This is a genomic window from Comamonas antarctica (assembly GCF_013363755.1).
Classification (GTDB): Bacteria; Pseudomonadota; Gammaproteobacteria; order Burkholderiales; family Burkholderiaceae_C; genus Comamonas; species Comamonas antarctica.
This window is the reverse complement of record NZ_CP054840.1, coordinates 1-15,244: the sequence shown is the minus strand read 5'-3', so window position 1 is coordinate 15,244 and position 15,244 is coordinate 1. Positions and strand designations below refer to the sequence as shown.

At 66.7% G+C, this 15,244-nt stretch carries 14 protein-coding genes; 5 read left to right on the top strand and 9 right to left on the bottom strand.

What is annotated here, in order from left to right; all coding sequences use genetic code 11:
- The first annotated feature begins 137 nt into the window (after positions 1-137).
- From HUK68_RS00070 to HUK68_RS00060, 3 genes are read left to right on the top strand one after another with little or no spacing between them, the layout of a single operon-like run.
- Positions 138-692 carry an adenine phosphoribosyltransferase gene (locus HUK68_RS00070; RefSeq protein ID WP_175502347.1) on the top strand — a complete coding sequence of 185 codons (555 nt, stop codon included), beginning with the start codon at positions 138-140 and terminating at the stop codon, positions 690-692.
- An 8-nt stretch (positions 693-700) separates the two neighbouring features.
- Positions 701-1,741, top strand: coding sequence for an Lnb N-terminal periplasmic domain-containing protein (locus tag HUK68_RS00065; RefSeq protein ID WP_175502346.1), 1,041 nt, complete (start codon positions 701-703; stop codon positions 1,739-1,741).
- A gap of 12 nt (positions 1,742-1,753) precedes the next feature.
- Positions 1,754-3,700, top strand: coding sequence for an esterase/lipase family protein (locus HUK68_RS00060; RefSeq protein WP_175502345.1), 1,947 nt, complete (start codon positions 1,754-1,756; stop codon positions 3,698-3,700).
- Positions 3,701-3,866: 166 nt separating this feature from the next.
- Here HUK68_RS00060 and HUK68_RS00055 read toward each other — a convergent pair whose 3' ends face one another.
- The 4 genes from HUK68_RS00055 to HUK68_RS00040 are packed head-to-tail and all read right to left on the bottom strand — an operon-like array spanning position 3,867 to position 8,060.
- Positions 3,867-4,796, bottom strand: coding sequence for a dihydrodipicolinate synthase family protein (locus tag HUK68_RS00055; protein ID WP_175502344.1), 930 nt, complete (start codon positions 4,794-4,796; stop codon positions 3,867-3,869).
- Positions 4,797-4,807: 11 nt separating this feature from the next.
- Positions 4,808-5,980: an L-rhamnonate dehydratase gene (locus tag HUK68_RS00050; protein ID WP_175502343.1), complete on the bottom strand. Its 1,173-nt coding sequence runs from the start codon at positions 5,978-5,980 to the stop codon at positions 4,808-4,810.
- A gap of 46 nt (positions 5,981-6,026) precedes the next feature.
- Positions 6,027-7,079, bottom strand: coding sequence for a 4-hydroxythreonine-4-phosphate dehydrogenase PdxA (locus HUK68_RS00045; RefSeq protein WP_175502342.1), 1,053 nt, complete (start codon positions 7,077-7,079; stop codon positions 6,027-6,029).
- A 3-nt stretch (positions 7,080-7,082) separates the two neighbouring features.
- On the bottom strand, positions 7,083-8,060 hold the full coding sequence (locus tag HUK68_RS00040; RefSeq protein WP_175502341.1) for a Bug family tripartite tricarboxylate transporter substrate binding protein: 978 nt from the start codon (positions 8,058-8,060) through the stop codon (positions 7,083-7,085).
- Between the two features lie 109 nt (positions 8,061-8,169).
- Between HUK68_RS00040 and HUK68_RS00035 the strand changes: the two genes are divergently transcribed.
- On the top strand, positions 8,170-9,117 hold the full coding sequence (locus tag HUK68_RS00035) for a LysR family transcriptional regulator (RefSeq protein WP_175502340.1): 948 nt from the start codon (positions 8,170-8,172) through the stop codon (positions 9,115-9,117).
- Positions 9,118-9,132: 15 nt separating this feature from the next.
- On the opposite strand, the gene mnmE is transcribed toward HUK68_RS00035, so the two are convergent.
- From mnmE to rpmH, 5 genes are all read right to left on the bottom strand, one after another.
- Positions 9,133-10,536, bottom strand: coding sequence for a tRNA uridine-5-carboxymethylaminomethyl(34) synthesis GTPase MnmE (gene mnmE / locus HUK68_RS00030; RefSeq protein WP_175502339.1), 1,404 nt, complete (start codon positions 10,534-10,536; stop codon positions 9,133-9,135).
- A gap of 273 nt (positions 10,537-10,809) precedes the next feature.
- On the bottom strand, positions 10,810-12,498 hold the full coding sequence (gene yidC / locus HUK68_RS00025; protein WP_175502338.1) for a membrane protein insertase YidC: 1,689 nt from the start codon (positions 12,496-12,498) through the stop codon (positions 10,810-10,812).
- Positions 12,495-12,782, bottom strand: coding sequence for a membrane protein insertion efficiency factor YidD (yidD, locus tag HUK68_RS00020; RefSeq protein WP_175502337.1), 288 nt, complete (start codon positions 12,780-12,782; stop codon positions 12,495-12,497). Before yidD ends, yidC begins: the two co-directional genes overlap by 4 nt.
- Positions 12,779-13,249, bottom strand: a complete 471-nt coding sequence (locus tag HUK68_RS00015) for a ribonuclease P protein component (RefSeq protein ID WP_175502336.1) — start codon at positions 13,247-13,249, stop codon at positions 12,779-12,781. The genes yidD and HUK68_RS00015 overlap by 4 nt, the downstream gene beginning before the upstream one ends.
- Before the next feature lie 61 nt (positions 13,250-13,310).
- Positions 13,311-13,445, bottom strand: coding sequence for a 50S ribosomal protein L34 (gene rpmH, locus HUK68_RS00010; RefSeq protein ID WP_012207856.1), 135 nt, complete (start codon positions 13,443-13,445; stop codon positions 13,311-13,313).
- A gap of 295 nt (positions 13,446-13,740) precedes the next feature.
- Here rpmH and dnaA point away from each other — a divergent pair, with 295 nt between their 5' ends.
- Positions 13,741-15,144, top strand: a complete 1,404-nt coding sequence (dnaA, locus tag HUK68_RS00005) for a chromosomal replication initiator protein DnaA (RefSeq protein ID WP_175502335.1) — start codon at positions 13,741-13,743, stop codon at positions 15,142-15,144.
- The last annotated feature ends 100 nt before the right edge of the window (positions 15,145-15,244 follow it).

Here is a 15,244-nt window from a genome sequence, read left to right as displayed (position 1 = left end):
GGGGTCATGCGCCGCGGCCGCCGGCACGGGCTTTTCCACAGGCCCCTACGGGTCCGCCGCCTTGATCCCGCCTGCGTCCTGATTACACTCCTGCTGCTGCCAGGCCATGCCCGGCCCCCACAGAACATTTGCGCGCCATGCTCCACACCACCATCAACGATTACCTCCGGCAATACATCCGCACGGTGCCCGACTGGCCCGCGCCGGGCGTGCAGTTCCGCGACATCACGCCGCTGCTGCAGGACCCGAAGGTCTTCCGCGTGCTGATCGATGCCTTCGTGCACCGTTACATGGACCCGGCACTGCGCCCCGATGTGGTCGCGGGCCTGGATGCGCGCGGCTTCATCCTGGGCGCCGTGGTGGCCTATGAGCTCAATGTCGGCTTCGTGCCGATCCGCAAGAAAGGCAAGCTGCCCTTCACCACCGTCGAGGAAACCTATGAGCTCGAATACGGCAGCGCCACCGTCGAGCTGCATGCCGACGCCGTCAAGCCCGGGGACCGGGTGCTGCTGATCGACGACCTGATTGCCACCGGCGGCACGATGATGGCCGGCAAGAAGCTGCTGGAGAAGCTCGGCGCCGAGGTCATCGAAGGCGCGGCCATCGTCGACCTGCCCGAGCTGGGCGGCTCCGACCGGCTGCGCGCAGGCGGGCTGCCGCTTTACACGCTGGTCGACTTCGCCGGGCACTGAGCAGCCCGATGCCGCCCGTTCCCGTCCAACGCCGGCCGCTGCTGCAGCGTGCGGCCGCCATCGTCGTCCGCGCCGTGGGCATCCTGCTGGGCCTGGTGCTGGCCGGCTTTGGCGCGCTCGCGCTATGGAGCCATGCGCCGGGCGGCCGGCTGGCCGCGGTGGCGCTGGCCGTGCTGTGGGTCATCTGGGTCGGCACCACGGGGCTGCTGGCCAGCGCCGATCCGCGCGCCTGGCGTGCCTGGGGGCTGCTCACGGCGGGCTGCGTGCTGCTGGGCCTGTGGTGGGGCACGATCACGCCATCGAACGACCGGGTCTGGGCCGCCGATGTCGCCCGCACGCTGCGCGCCGAGCGCCAGGGCTCCGAAGTGGTGCTGTACAACGTGCGCAATTTCGATTGGCGTGGCGAGGACGACTACACCGCGCGCTGGGAAACCCGGCGCTACGACCTCGACCGCCTGCGCTCGGTGGACATGGCGCTGTCGTACTGGATGGGTCCGGCCATTGCCCACACCCTGGTGTCTTTTGGCTTCGACGACGGCCGGCAACTGGTGTTTTCGGTCGAAGTGCGCAAGGAGCGCCACGAGCAGTTCTCGGCGCTGGCCGGGTTCTTCAAGCGCTATGAGCTGGCGCTGGTCGCGGCCGACGAGCGCGACATCCTGGGCGTGCGCGCACGTGTGCGCGACGAGGACGTCTACCTCTACCGCGTGCACATGCCCGCGCCGGCCATGCGCGCGCTGTTCGAGCAGTACCTCGACGAAGCCGAGTCGCTGCGCAACACGCCGCGCTTCTACCAGACGCTGACCGCCAACTGCACGACCATCGTCTACGCCATGATGCAGCGCATCGTGCCCGGCCTGCCGCTGGACCTGCGGCTGCTGGCATCGGGTTATCTGCCCAGCTATGTGCAAGAGGTCGGTGCATTGACAACCGGCTATTCGCTGCAGGAGCTCAAGGCCCGGGGCCGCATCACCGAGCGCGCGCGCCAGGCCGGCCCGAACGCCGACTTTTCCGCGGCCATCCGGCAAGGGCTGCCGGTGCAGGCGCGCTGAGATTTGCGCGACATGCTGCTGCTGCCCCGCCTTGCCACCACGCTGGCGCTGTGCACGGCCGCGCTGCTCGCGGGCTGCGCCGGGGTGCAGGTCAGTTCGGTGCTGCCCTCGGACTACCTGTCGCAGCGGCGCTCCGACATTCTCACCGCCGGCAGCCTCAGCGCCGCGACGCTGGAGACGCTGCGCGTGATCGGCCTAGAAAGCAAGCGCTGCAACGCGCAGCCCGTGCAGTGCCGCGACGCCATCGTCGGCATGCCGGGACTGACGGACGACCAGCGCCTGTCCGCGCTGGCCGAGCTCTGGACGCAGACCGCGCTGCAGGCCCAGCGCGCCGCGCCGGGCAGCCATGGCAGCGACGAGATCGATGCCTGGCTCGAAGCCGCGCGCCACGCCTACGCCTACCTGTTCTTCTCCTCGCGCCAGCCCGGCGAGCGGATCTTCGAAGACCGCCAGACCCAGGTGCGCGACTACTACAACCACGCCGTGGAGCAAGCCATCACCGGGCTGTTCCAGCATACCCAGCCAAGCCATCTCGCGGCATTGGAAGCGTCCGGGCTGCAATGGAATGGCTGGACCCTGCGCACCGATCTCTCGGGCATCCGGCTGCCGCAGGCCGGGGTGGTGCCGCGCGAGCTGATCCCGGCCTCGTCGCTGACCTTCTCGGGCCTGCGCAACCTCTACCGGCGCGATGGCATCGGCGGCGAACTGGTGGCGGTGTTTCCCGTCAATGGCCCGCAGGACGGCGCCACCGCCAGCGGCGCGCTGCTGTCCGAGGATGCCGAGGAGCCCTTCCAGGAAGCGCCCTACCCCGCGCTCTCGGCGCTGCTGCGCTTCGAAGGCGAAACGCTGACCGAGGTGCTGCAGACGCGCAGCGTCCAGGTGCAGATGTACGACCCCTACCGCATCGGGGAGGTGCTGATCGCGGGCGCGCGGGTGCCGCTGGCGGCGAATTTCACCTCGGGCTACGGCCTGTGGCTCGCGCGCTCGGGCTTTTCGACGCAGGCGTTGCGCTCGCTGCTGGGCCTCGACAACGGGCTGCTGCGCCCGCAGATCTACCTCATGCAGCCCTATGACCCGGGCCGGCGCGTGGTGCTGATGCTGCACGGCCTGGCCAGCAGCCCCGAGGCGTGGATCAATGTCGCCAACGAGGTGCTGGGCGACGAGACGCTGCGCCAGAACTACCAGATCTGGCAGGTCTACTACCCGACCAATGCGCCGCTGGCGCTCAACAACCGCGCGATCCGCGATGCGCTGCAGCAGACCTTTGCGCATTTCGACCCGCAGGGCGTAGCCAAGGCGTCGCAGCAGGTCACCGTGATCGGCCACAGCATGGGCGGCGTGCTCGCGCGCCTGCTGGTGTCCTCCACGCAAGGCCAGAGCTGGGACCGCCTGCTCGAGAACTACCAGCTGCAGCCCGGGCAGCAGGCCGCGCTCGAGCGGCGCATGGCGCCGCTGCTCAACTTCGAGCCGCTGCCTGCGATCACCGACGCCATCTTCATTGCCGCCCCGCACCGCGGCACGGACTTCGCCAACCATCGCATCGCGCGCTGGGCGGCGAACCTGATCACGCTGCCGTTCTCCATGCTCGAACAGGTCGGCGACGTCACGCGCGCGCTGGCCCAGCTCAAGCCGCGGCCCGGCAAGCAGGGCCTGCTGCGCATTCCCAACAGCATCGACAACCTCAGCGATGCCGACCCGTTCGTGCGCCTGACCTCCCACCTGCCGCTGGCGCCGCAGCTGCGCTACCACTCGATCATCGGCGACGCCAACCCCGCGCTGCCGCTGGCCGATTCGAGCGATGGCATCGTGCCCTACGCCAGCGCCCACCTGCCTGGCGCGGCCTCGGAGCTGGTGATCGCGTCAGGCCACAGCGTGCAGGAGCATCCGCAGGCCATCATCGAGATCCGGAGGATATTGCATGAGCAGTTGCAAAGGGCGGGGGCCGGTGCCGCGCGCTGAGTGACATGTTTTTGGAGGCCAGGCCGTTCACCCTTCGACAGGCTCAGGGCGAACGGTAAAACCGTTCGTGGTGAGCTTGTCGAACCATGAACGGCCTGCCCTAGGAATGCATCGTCGTGTTTTCGCTCCCCCGAGGAACGGCCCGTCCTCGGAAAAGCGTTCTACCTCATTTCCCCCAGCGCAACACCAACGGATCGAGCCGGCGCGCGATATCGAGCAGTTGGCGCCGCACTTCGGGATGCATGGCGGGCCAGGGGTGGCGCGGCGCGTCGCAGGCAATCACGCCGCCGGCATGCATCAGCGCCTTGGCGGCGAGAAAGCCGGCCTGGCGGTTCTCGTGGTTGATCAGCGGCAGCCAGCGCTGGTACTCGGCAAACGCCTGGTCCTTGTCGCCGCGGCGGAAGGCTTCGATGATGGGGCGGATGCCGTCGGCAAAGGCGCCGCCGGTCATCGCCCCCGTGGCGCCGGCTTCCAGGTCGGCCAGCAAGCTGATGCCCTCCTCGCCATCCCAGGGGCCTTCGATGGTTTCGCCGCCCAGTGCGATCAGCTCGCGCAGCTTGCCCGCGGCGCCCGCGGTTTCCATCTTGAAGTAGCGCACCTGCTCGATTTCCTGCGCCATGCGCGCCAGAAACGCCGGCGGCAGCGGCGTGCCCGCGGCCGGCGCGTCCTGGATCATGATGGGGATGTCGATGGCATCGGACACCGCCGCGAAAAAGCGCTGGATCTGCGTGTCGCCGAAGCGAAAGCTCGCGCCATGATAGGGCGGCATGACCATCACCATGGCCGCGCCCATGTCCTGCGCGCGCCGGCTGCGCGCCGCGCAGATCGCGGTGCTGGTGTGGGTGGTGGTGACGATCACCGGCACGCGCCCGGCCACATGCTCGAGCGCCAGGCGGGTGAGGGTTTCGCGCTCGTCGTCGCCCAGCAGGAACTGCTCGGAGAAGTTGGCCAGGATGCACAGGCCGTCGACACCGGAGTCGATCATGAAGTCGATGCAGCGCTTCTGGCTGGCCAGGTCCAGCGTGCCGTCTTCGTGGAAGGTCGTGGGCACGACCGGGAAGATGCCGCGGTAGCGCGGGTTGGAAAGTCCAGGCATGGCGTGGCTCCTCACTCGATGATGTCGAACTGGTCGAGGTACTCGGTCTTGAGCGTCAGGCCCAGGCCGGGAACATCGTCGCGCAGCTGCACGAAGCCGTTGTCGGCAATCGGCTCGCCGTCGAAGAGGTACCAGAACAGTTCGTTGCCGACCTCGACATCGAAGATCGGGAAATACTCGGCCATGGGCGAGGCCAGCGTGCTCATCGTCAGGTGGTAGTTGTGCATCTGGCCCGCGTGCGGCACCACCGGCACCGAATACGCTTCGCACAGCGCGTTGATCTTGTGCGCGGCGGTGATGCCGCCGACGCGGTTGGTGTCGTACTGCACCACGCTCACCGCCTTCCTGTCGAGCAGCTGCTTGAAGCCGTAGAGGCTGAACTCGTGCTCGCCGCCCGAGATCGGAATGATGTTCATCGCGTTGAGCTCGGCGTAGCCATCGATGTCGTCGGCGATCACCGGCTCCTCGAGCCAGCGCGGCTCATACTTCGCGAGCTTGGGCAGCATGCGCTTGGCGTATTCGAGGTTCCAGCCCATGTAGCACTCGAGCATCAGGTCGTTGTCGTAGCCGATCACTTCGCGGATCGCCTCGACCGACCTGAGGTTTTCCTTCACACCGTGCTGCAGGTGCGCGGGGCCATAGCCAAAGCGCATCTTGAAGGCCGTGAAGCCCTGGTCCAGGAACTGCTGCGCCTCGTCCTGCATGGCCCTCAGGTCGCCGCGGTAGAGCTTGGAGTAGTAGCAGGGGATCTTTTCCTTGGTGCGGCCGCCCAGCAGCTTGAACACCGGCTTGTTCACGCTCTTGCCCAGGATGTCCCAGATCGCGAGGTCGACGGCGGAGATCGCGGCCATGGTTACGCCCTTGCGGCCCCAGGCGTGGGTCGAGCGGTACATGCGCTGCCACAGGTATTCGTAGTCCCAGGGATCCTGGCCGACGACCAGCGGCGCGAGGTACTGGTCGATGATGGCCTTGGCGATCGCCGGGGCCAGCGCGACGTTGCCGATGCCGACGATGCCGTCATCGGTCTCGATCTCGACCACGGTCCACGAATGGAAGCGGAAGGTGCTCATGCTCTCGGTGTTGGAGTACACCAGATCCATGGCGTTGGAGCAGAAATTGCCCTGGGGTGGAACGGTCTTGCCCTTCCATTGGAAAACACGCGCGCGCACTGACTTGATCTTCATACAGACCTCTTTGAAAAACGGGTGAAACAGGCCGCAGCCCGCGGAATCAGACGCAGGCCGTAGCCTGGGCCACGCCCATGCGCGCGCGCCCCATGCGGCTGGCGATCAGCAGCGCCTGCCAGGTGGCCTCGACATTCGCGCGGCCCTGGCCGGCGATGTCATAGGCCGTGCCGTGCGCGGGCGTGGTGATGGGAATCGGCAGCCCACCCTGCACCGTCACGCCGCGCGAAAAGCCCAGCAGCTTGATCGCGATCTGGCCCTGGTCGTGGTACATCGTGACGATGGCCTGGTACTCACCGGCCTGGGCCTTGAGGAAGATCGTGTCGGCCGGAAACGGCCCGTGGAACGGCGCGTCGCTGGGCCAGTCGCGCGCCTGCAAGGCGCGCACTGCGGGGGCAATGATGTCGATCTCCTCGCGCCCGCAGGTGCCGCCGTCGCCGTTGTGCGGATTGAAGCCCGCGATCGCCACCTTGGGCGCGGCCATGCCGCTGGCGCGCAGCGCGTTGTAGAGCAGCTCCGCGGCCTGGGCGATGCGCTCCTGGCTCAGATAGTTGGCGACGTCCTTCAGCGGCACATGCGAGGAGATGCGCGAGGTCCAGAGATCGCCCAGCGTGTTGAACTCGCAGAAGTAGCCCTGCACGCCCAGGTATTCGGCGAAGTGGTGCAGCTCGTCCTCGTGGCGCAGTCCGCCGAGCTTCATCGCCTGCTTGTTCAAGGGCGCGAAGCAGATCGCGTCGATCTCGCCCGCGAGCGCCGCGTCCATGCACTGGTCCAGCACCTGCAGCACCGAGCGCCCGCCGGCCGCGCCGACCTGGCCGACCTGCACCTGGGCCGCGGCAATGCTGTTCACGGCGACAAATGCCGGCAGCCGGGTATCGGTGCGCGCGCGCGCTTGCGCCAGACCGGCCAGCGGCGTGGTCGCGACCTGCCGGCCCGCGCTGCGCTGCCCCTGCTCCCAGAGCCACGGGTCCCCGATCAGCACCAGGTTGGCCTGCTGCACGGCTTCGGGCTTGGCCAGCAGCCTGGCAATCAGTTCGGCGCCGATGCCGGCGGGATCCCCCAGGGTCAGGGCGACGACGGGAAGAGAGGCTGCAGACATGGCTCAGTCCAGTTTGATGTCGTTCTTGCGGATGATCTCGCCAAAGCGCTGGTACTCGGCGAGGTGGAAGGCGCCGAAATCGGCCTGGCTCATGGGCCGCAGCTCGGCGCCCACGGCCTCGAGCCGGGCTTTGGTCTCGGCCATGGCCAGCACCTTGTTGACCTCGTCGTGCAGCTTCTGCTGCACCGCCTTGGGCGTCGCGGCCGGCATGTAGATGCCGTACCAGGCGCTGATCGCGACGGCGGGCAGGCCGGCTTCGGCCATCGTCGGCACCTGCGGCAGCTGCGGGTTGCGCTGGGGCGAAGTCACGGCCAGCGCGCGCAGCTTGCCGGCCTTGATCTGGCCGATCACCGACGGCATGGTGTCGAAGCTCATCTGCACCTGGCCGCTGACCAGGTCGACCAGCGCGCCGGCGCTGCCCTTGTAGGGCACATGCGTGATGGCGATGCCGGCTGCGTCCTTGAACACCTCGGCCGCGATGTGCTGGGTGCTGCCGGTGCCGCTGCTCGCGAAGTTGATCTGGCCGGGCTGCTTCTTCGCCAGCGCCACCAGTTCCGCGACGCTGTTGGCCGGCACCGAGTTGCCGACGACCAGCACATTCGGCACCGAGCCGACAAAGGCCACGGGCACCAGGTCCTTGTTGTTGTCGTAGCCCAGCTTCAGCAGGTGCGGCGCAATCGCATGCGCCGTGACCACGCCCATCACCATGGTGTGGCCATCGGTGGACTTGGCGGTCACGTCTACGGCCATGGTGTTGGAGACGCCGGGGCGGTTTTCCACCAGCACCGGCTGCTTGAGCAGCGGCGCGAGCCGGTCGGCGACGGCGCGCGCCATGGCGTCGGTGCCGCCGCCCGGCGCGGAGCCGACCAGCATGCGCAGCGGCCGTGTCGGCCAGCTTGCCGGATCCTGCGCCAGCAAGCTAGCCGGCAGCAGGCAGGCCCCCCAGGCCGCAGCCGCGGCCAGCAGATGACGTCTTTGCATCGTTGTCTCCCGTTTTTATCGTGGTAGCTGCATCGTAGGCAGGGTGTTGATACCCGTATATTCAATGTTTTTGATAGATTGATAACCAGAGGAAATCAGGAGGCCGACCTTGGGATCGATCGACAAACGCGACAACACTCCGCAGCTGCTCAACCGCCTGCGCATGCGCCAGGTGGCGCTGATGCTGGCCATCGACGAGCGCCAGACGCTGCGTGCGGCGGCCGTGCAACTGGGGCTGAGCCAGCCTGCGGCGACCAAGATGCTGCATGAACTCGAGGACGCGCTGAGCCAGCCGCTGTTCGACCGCGTGGGCCGGCAGTTGCAGCGCAATGCCGCGGGCAACCGGGTGTTCGAATACTTCCGCGCGATGCACGGCAGCATGGAAGCGCTCAATCGCGAATTGGGCGAGTTGCGCCAGGGCAGCGCCGGCCGGCTGGTCGTGGGCAGCATCATGGCGGCCTCGCCCGGGCGCCTGACCCGCGCGCTACTGGACCTGAAGCAGCAACTGCCTTTGCTGGCGATGGAAGTCGCGGTCGATACCAGCGACCGGCTGCTGGCGCAGCTGCAGGAAGGCGTGCTCGAAGTGGTGGTCGGGCGCATGGCGCCGGCGTCCGCGGCCGAATACCTGTTCCGGCCCATCGACGATGAAAGCCTGGCGTTCATCGTGCGCAACGACCACCCGTTGCTGGCGCTGCCCAAGGTCAGGTTCGAGCATCTGCAGCACTATGGCTGGGTGCTGCAGCCGCCGGGCAGCCCGATGCGCGCGCTGCTCGAGCAGGAATTCCGCGAGCACTGCACGCCGCTGCCGCGCGGCCTGATCGAGACCGGCTCCATCCTCACCACCATCAATCTGGTGCGCAGCTCGGACATGCTGGGCGTGATCCCGCAGACCGTGGGCGCGCTCAACGACGCCCATGGCATGCTGCGCATCGTGCCCTACAACCTGCGCCACAAGCTGGAATCCTATGGCAGCCTGGTGCGCCGCGACCGGCCGCTGAGCCGGTCCGCCGAGCTGTTCCTGGAACTGCTGCACCGGAGCGGGCCCGACGCGCAGTGAACGCCCCGGGAGGCCTCACTTGCCGATGCAAAAGCTCGAGAAGATCACGCCCAGCAGGTCATCGGACGTGAATTCCCCGGTGATCGCATTGAGCGCGTTCTGCGCCAGGCGCAGTTCCTCGGCCAACAGGTCGAGGTGCGGGCCGGCGGCGCGCAGCTGGGCGGCGGCCATGTCCAAATGCTGGCCCACGGCCTGCAGGGCTTCGACATGGCGCGCGCGCGCCAGGTATAGGCCTTCGGGGGCCGATTGCCAGCCCGCGACTTCGAGCAGGCGCCGGCGCAGCGCGTCGAGGCCGTCACCGGTGCGCGCCGACAGGCGCAGGCCGTCGGCCTGCAGTTCGGCGCCGGCCGAATCGGTCTTGTTCCAGACGTCGATCACCGGCACCTGCGCCGGCAGGCGTTCGGCGAGCGTAGCGCGGATGGCGTCGTCGCCCGCGCGGTAGTCGCCCTGGTCCTGGCGCGTGAGGTCGTGCAGGAATAGCACGGCGTCGGCCGCGGCAATCTCGTCCCAGGCGCGCGAGATGCCGATGCGCTCGACCGTGTCGTCGCTCTCGCGCAGCCCGGCGGTGTCGATCACGTGCAGTGGCACACCTTCGATCTGTATGGTCTGCTGCACCTTGTCGCGCGTCGTGCCCGCGATCTCGGTGACGATGGCCAGCTCGGCGCCGGCGAGCGCATTGAGCAGCGAGCTCTTGCCCGCATTGGGCTGGCCCGCGATCACCACCTTGATGCCTTCGCGCAGCAGCGCGCCCTGGTGCGCGCGCGCCAGCACCGCGTCCAGCGACCGGTGCAGGCGCTCGAGCTGGCCGCTGGCATCGGCCTGCTGCAGGAAATCGATGTCTTCCTCGGGAAAGTCCAGCGTCGCCTCGACCAGCATGCGCAGCCGCACCAGCGCGTCGCGCAGCGTGTGGATCTCCTGGGAGAACGCGCCCGACAGCGAGCGGCTCGCGCTGCGCGCCGCGGCCTCGGTGCTGGCGTCGATCAGGTCGGCAATCGCCTCGGCCTGGGCCAGGTCGATCTTGTCGTTGAGAAAGGCGCGCTCGGTGAACTCGCCGGGCTGGGCCAGGCGCAGTCCCGGCAGGCAGGCGCGGCCCGTGTCTTCGAGCTCAGCCGCGGCTTCAAGGCAGCGCGCGAGCAGCAGTTGCAGCACCACCGTGCCGCCATGCGCCTGCAGCTCGAGCACATCCTCGCCGGTGTAGCTGTGCGGCCCGGGAAAGAACAGCGCCAGGCCATGGTCGATAGGCTGGCCCTTGGCATCGCGCATCGGCAGATAGGTCGCCTCGCGTGGTTTCAGCGCGCGCCCGCAGATGCGCTGCACCAGCGGCGCCAGGCCCTTGCCGGACACACGCACGATGCCGACGGCTCCGCGACCCGGGGCGGTGGCAATGGCGGCAATGGGTTGGTCGTGGCGGGGGAGCATGGGAGGTCTCTTGGGTGGGGAAAAAAGCGATGGATAAAAGGCCGCTCCATGAAAGAAGCCCCCGTTCGTGGTGAGCCTGCCTAGCCGGCCGCGTCGAACCATGAACGGCCCATTCTCATGCCTTGAGCGCAGGCCGTTCATCCTTCGACAAGCTCAGGACGAACGGGGTTCAGCCGGTGCTGGGCATGATAGCCGCGCCCAGCCCTTGTGGATAACCAGTGCAAAAACAAGCACGGCCGCAGAGCGGCCGTGTTGGTCAAAGCGTCAACCCAATCAGCGGAACTTCGGCAGATTGAACTGGGGCGGCACGCCCATGCGGGTGTTGATCAGCCATTGCTGGGCGATCGACAGGATGTTGTTGGTCAGCCAGTACAGCACCAGGCCGGCGGGGAAGAAGAAGAACATCACGCTGAACATCAGCGGCATGATCCACATCATCTTGGCCTGCATCGGGTCCGGCGGCGCGGGGTTGAGGGCGGTCTGCAGCAGCGAGCTCAGCGTCATCAGCACCGGCAGGATGAAGAACGGGTCGGGCGACGACAAATCCTTGATCCAGCCGATCCAGGGCGCGTTGCGCATTTCAACGCTCGACAGCAGCACCCAGTACAGCGCGATGAACACCGGGATCTGGATGATGATGGGCAGGCAGCCGCCCATCGGATTGACCTTCTCCTCGCGGTAGATGCGCATCATCTCCTGCTGCATCTGCTGCGGCTTGTCCTTGAGGCGCTCGCGCATCTCCATGATCTTTGGATTGATGGCCTTCATCTTGGCCATGCTGGCGTAGGCCTTGGCGTTCAGCCAGAAGAACAGGATCTTCAGCACCAGCACCAGGCCGACGATCGACCAGCCCCAGTTGCCCAGCAGGCTGTGGATCTTGTCGAGCAGCCAGTACAGCGGCTTGGCCATGATGGTCAGCCAGCCATAGTCCTTGACCAGTTCCAGGCCGGGGGCCAGCGATTCAAGCGTCTTTTCGAGCTGCGGGCCCGCAAACAGCTTGGCCTCGATGCTCTTGCTCTGGCCGGGTTCGACCGTGCCGAACGGCGTGATCATGCCCACGGCATACAGATTGTCGCTGACCTTGCGCGCGAAGATGTCGCGCTGCAGGCCGTCGGCCAGCAGCCAGGCGCTGGCGAAGTAATGCTGCACCATGGCCACATAGCCGTTGGCCGAGGCCTTCTCGAATTCGGCCTTGCCTTTTTCGATGTTCTTGAAGTCGACCTTCTGGTACTTCTTGGCTTCGGTGTAGACGGCCGGGCCGGTGAAGGTCGAGTACATGCTCGACTCGCCCGGAGGCGCATTGCCGTCGCGCACCAGCTGCACGTACAGCTGCGGGTTGATGGCGGCGGTGCCGGCGTTGACCACTTCATGACGCACGGCGATGTCGTAGGCGCCGCGCTTGAGCGTATAGGTCTTGGCCAGCTTCACGCCGCCGACTTCGGCCGACTCGAAACGGATCTGCAGCTCGTTCTGACCGTCTTGCAGCGTGGTCGCACCGGGCACCAGCTGCATGGGCGTCTTGTGGTTGGGGAAGCTGCCGCCGATCAGGCCGGTCTCGGCCAGGTAGACGCGCTGCGGGCTTTCATCGAACAGCACGAAGCGCTTGGACTTGTCGGCCATGTCCGCGTACTGGCGCATCTCGGCATGCTTGAGCGTGCCGCCCTGGGTGTCGAAGGTCAGCGCCAGCACGTCGGTCGTGACCTGGACGTTCTCACGCGCGATGGCCGCAGCAGCGACGGGCGCGGCGCCCGGAACCTGGTTGGGGTCGACCGGCGCGGGCGTGGACGCGGGCACCGTCGAAGCGCCGGACGTGACCGGAGCCGCGGGCGCGGCCACCGGCGTGGTCACGGGCGTGGGGAAGAAGGTGGCCTGCTTGCCGTTGTGAAGTTGCCACTTGTCCCATAGCAAGACCATGGAAAAGCCAAATATCACCCACAGGATGGTGCGGCGAATGTCGTTCATGAAGACTTCTTTGAGGAAGGTTGGGTGGTCGAAGAAGAAGGCTGGCAGCAGGCAAACAGCCGCGGCGCCTGCGCGGGAACCGGGTCATGACCGCCATCACACCATGGATGGCAACGCGCCAGCCGGCGCAGGGTCAAATAGCTGCCGGCTGCCGCGCCATGCTGCTCGAGGGCTTCAAGCGAGTAGGCGGAGCAGGTCGGCTCGAAACGGCAGGCCGAGCCTATCCACGGGCTCAAGGTCAGGCGGTACAGCCGTACCAGCCCCATGAGCAGGTCGCGCATCATGGCGCCACCGGCGGCGCTGCGGCCGGCGCCGGCGCGGACTGGCGGCGCACGGCATAAGTGAAGAGCTGGTGCAGCTCGGCGCGCACGGCCTTCTTCAACACATCGGAAGTGGCGCTGATGAACTGCTTGCGGTCGAAGGTGGCGCGCAGGCGCACCACGTAGGCGGCGCAGGCCAGCTGCGGCGCATATTCATCCCCCAGCACATAGACCTGGCGCTGGATCGCGTGGCGCGTGACCGAACGCCGGGCCCAGCGCTTGGGCGCCATGGCGCCGAGCCAGGCGCCTTGCGCCATGCCAAACAGGGCCTGCGGCGTTTGCTCTGCAAGCAAACTGCCGGGCCCTGAAGGAGGCGTCACAGGCACATCCGCGTCAAGTACCAGCCGATGCAAGGCAAAGTGCGGGGTACGGGAGACGATGCCTCCCGCCATCGCAGCCTGGAACTGCGGACGCGTTTTCAGCCGATGCATACGTGGCACCTCCGAGGAGGAGCCCAAGCGGTGAACCGTTGGGCAGGCGCCAAGAATGGCCTTAGACGGCCAGACGCTTGCGGCCCTTGGCGCGGCGAGCGTTGATGACGGCACGGCCGCCCTTGGTCTTCATGCGGACGAGGAAACCGTGGGTACGGGCGCGACGTGTCTTGGAGGGCTGGTAAGTACGTTTCATGGTGTTGTTCCTTGAGGAGGTTCAGATTCGCACCGGTTCGGCAAAAAGCCGTCTTCCGGCAACACCCGCCAACCGCAAAAAACAGCCGGCCGGGCCATATCACCCTGAACACATTCAGGGAAACCCGCGATTATCGCTACATTCGTTCCATGATGCAATGACCTTTCCCCGCGCAGGTCAGCGGCTTTTCTCCTCGGGAGTTGAGGACAACCGCCTGATATTTTGTGGATAAGTCCTGTAAAAGCTACAATCGGTGCCCCGCAACTGTTCCTCTATCCACAACAAGACTCTGAAGATGACCGAGGAACCTAACAACGACGCTGGCCAAGGCCTGTGGCAGGTCTGCGTGGAGCAGCTGGGGCAGGATCTGCCCGAACAGCAGTTCAACACCTGGATCAAGCCGCTGACCGCCACGGTCGCGGAAGACTTTTCAAAGGTCACGGTGTACGTGGCCAACCGTTTCAAGCTCGACTGGATCCGCGCCCAGTACGCCGGCCGCATCTCGGCCATGCTCGAGGCCCTTTACGGCCAACCCGTGACGCTGGAGTTGGCGCTCGCTCACCGTGAATCGGTGACGCGCACTTACGTGCGCCCGTTTTCCGCCGACCGTCCGAACGTCCAGGAAACGCAGCAGATCACGACCAGCGCCGCGCCCGAGGAACCGGCTGCGCCGGTGTTCCGCACGCGCCTGAACGCGGCCCTGACCTTCGACACGCTGGTCGAAGGCACGGCCAACCGCATGGCGCGCTCGGCGGCGATGCATGTCGCGGGCTCGCCCGGCCATCTGTACAACCCGCTGTTCATCTACGGCGGCGTGGGCCTGGGCAAGACCCATTTGATGCATGCCGTGGGCAACCAGTTGTTGGCCGACAAGCCCGACAGCAAAGTTCTCTACATCCACGCCGAGCAGTTCGTCTCGGATGTGGTCAAGGCCTACCAGCGCCGCACCTTCGATGAATTCAAGGAGCGCTACCACTCGCTGGACCTGTTGCTGATTGACGACGTGCAGTTCTTCGCCAACAAGGACCGCACGCAAGAAGAATTCTTCAACGCGTTCGAGGCGCTGCTGGCCAAGAAGAGCCACATCGTCATGACCAGCGACACCTATCCCAAGGGCCTGGCCAACATCCACGAGCGCCTGGTGTCGCGCTTCGACTCGGGCCTCACGGTGGCGATCGAGCCGCCCGAACTCGAGATGCGCGTCGCGATCCTGATCAACAAGGCGCGCGCCGAGAACGCCGACATGCCCGAGGAAGTCGCGTTCTTCGTCGCCAAGAACGTGCGCTCCAACGTGCGCGAGCTTGAAGGCGCGCTGCGCAAGATCCTGGCCTATTCGCGCTTCAACCAGAAGGAAGTCTCGATCCAGTTGGCGCGCGAAGCGCTGCGCGACCTGCTGTCGATCCAGAACCGCCAGATTTCGGTGGAAAATATCCAGAAGACCGTCGCCGACTATTACAAGATCAAGGTCGCCGACATGTACAGCAAGAAGCGCCCGGCCAGCATTGCGCGGCCGCGCCAGATTGCGATGTACCTGGCCAAGGAGCTGACGCAAAAGAGCCTGCCCGAGATCGGCGAGCTGTTTGGCGGCCGCGACCACACCACGGTGCTGCATGCGGTGCGCAAGATCGCCGGCGAACGCCAGCAGCTCACCGAGCTGAACCAGCAGCTGCACGTGCTCGAACAGACGCTCAAGGGCTGAGGCGCTTGAAACCCTCGGCCGCCGCCTCCCAAAAACCTTGCCCGAACGGGCAAAATGCTGGGTGGCGCGGCGCCAGGGCCCGGCCCGCACCCCACCCCCC

Excerpts from the sequence above, each read along its gene's own strand:
- yidC (WP_175502338.1), bottom strand. The coding sequence starts at position 12,498 with ATGAACGACATTCGCCGCACCATCCTGTGGGTGATATTTGGCTTTTCC.
- HUK68_RS00045 (WP_175502342.1), bottom strand. The coding sequence starts at position 7,079 with ATGTCTGCAGCCTCTCTTCCCGTCGTCGCCCTGACCCTGGGGGATCCC.
- HUK68_RS00055 (WP_175502344.1), bottom strand. The coding sequence starts at position 4,796 with ATGCCTGGACTTTCCAACCCGCGCTACCGCGGCATCTTCCCGGTCGTG.
- HUK68_RS00015 (WP_175502336.1), bottom strand. The coding sequence starts at position 13,249 with ATGCATCGGCTGAAAACGCGTCCGCAGTTCCAGGCTGCGATGGCGGGA.
- mnmE (WP_175502339.1), bottom strand. The coding sequence starts at position 10,536 with ATGCTCCCCCGCCACGACCAACCCATTGCCGCCATTGCCACCGCCCCG.
- dnaA (WP_175502335.1), top strand. The coding sequence starts at position 13,741 with ATGACCGAGGAACCTAACAACGACGCTGGCCAAGGCCTGTGGCAGGTC.
- HUK68_RS00070 (WP_175502347.1), top strand. The coding sequence starts at position 138 with ATGCTCCACACCACCATCAACGATTACCTCCGGCAATACATCCGCACG.
- HUK68_RS00060 (WP_175502345.1), top strand. The coding sequence starts at position 1,754 with ATGCTGCTGCTGCCCCGCCTTGCCACCACGCTGGCGCTGTGCACGGCC.
- HUK68_RS00065 (WP_175502346.1), top strand. The coding sequence starts at position 701 with ATGCCGCCCGTTCCCGTCCAACGCCGGCCGCTGCTGCAGCGTGCGGCC.
- HUK68_RS00050 (WP_175502343.1), bottom strand. The coding sequence starts at position 5,980 with ATGAAGATCAAGTCAGTGCGCGCGCGTGTTTTCCAATGGAAGGGCAAG.
- HUK68_RS00040 (WP_175502341.1), bottom strand. The coding sequence starts at position 8,060 with ATGCAAAGACGTCATCTGCTGGCCGCGGCTGCGGCCTGGGGGGCCTGC.
- rpmH (WP_012207856.1), bottom strand. The coding sequence starts at position 13,445 with ATGAAACGTACTTACCAGCCCTCCAAGACACGTCGCGCCCGTACCCAC.
- yidD (WP_175502337.1), bottom strand. The coding sequence starts at position 12,782 with ATGATGCGCGACCTGCTCATGGGGCTGGTACGGCTGTACCGCCTGACC.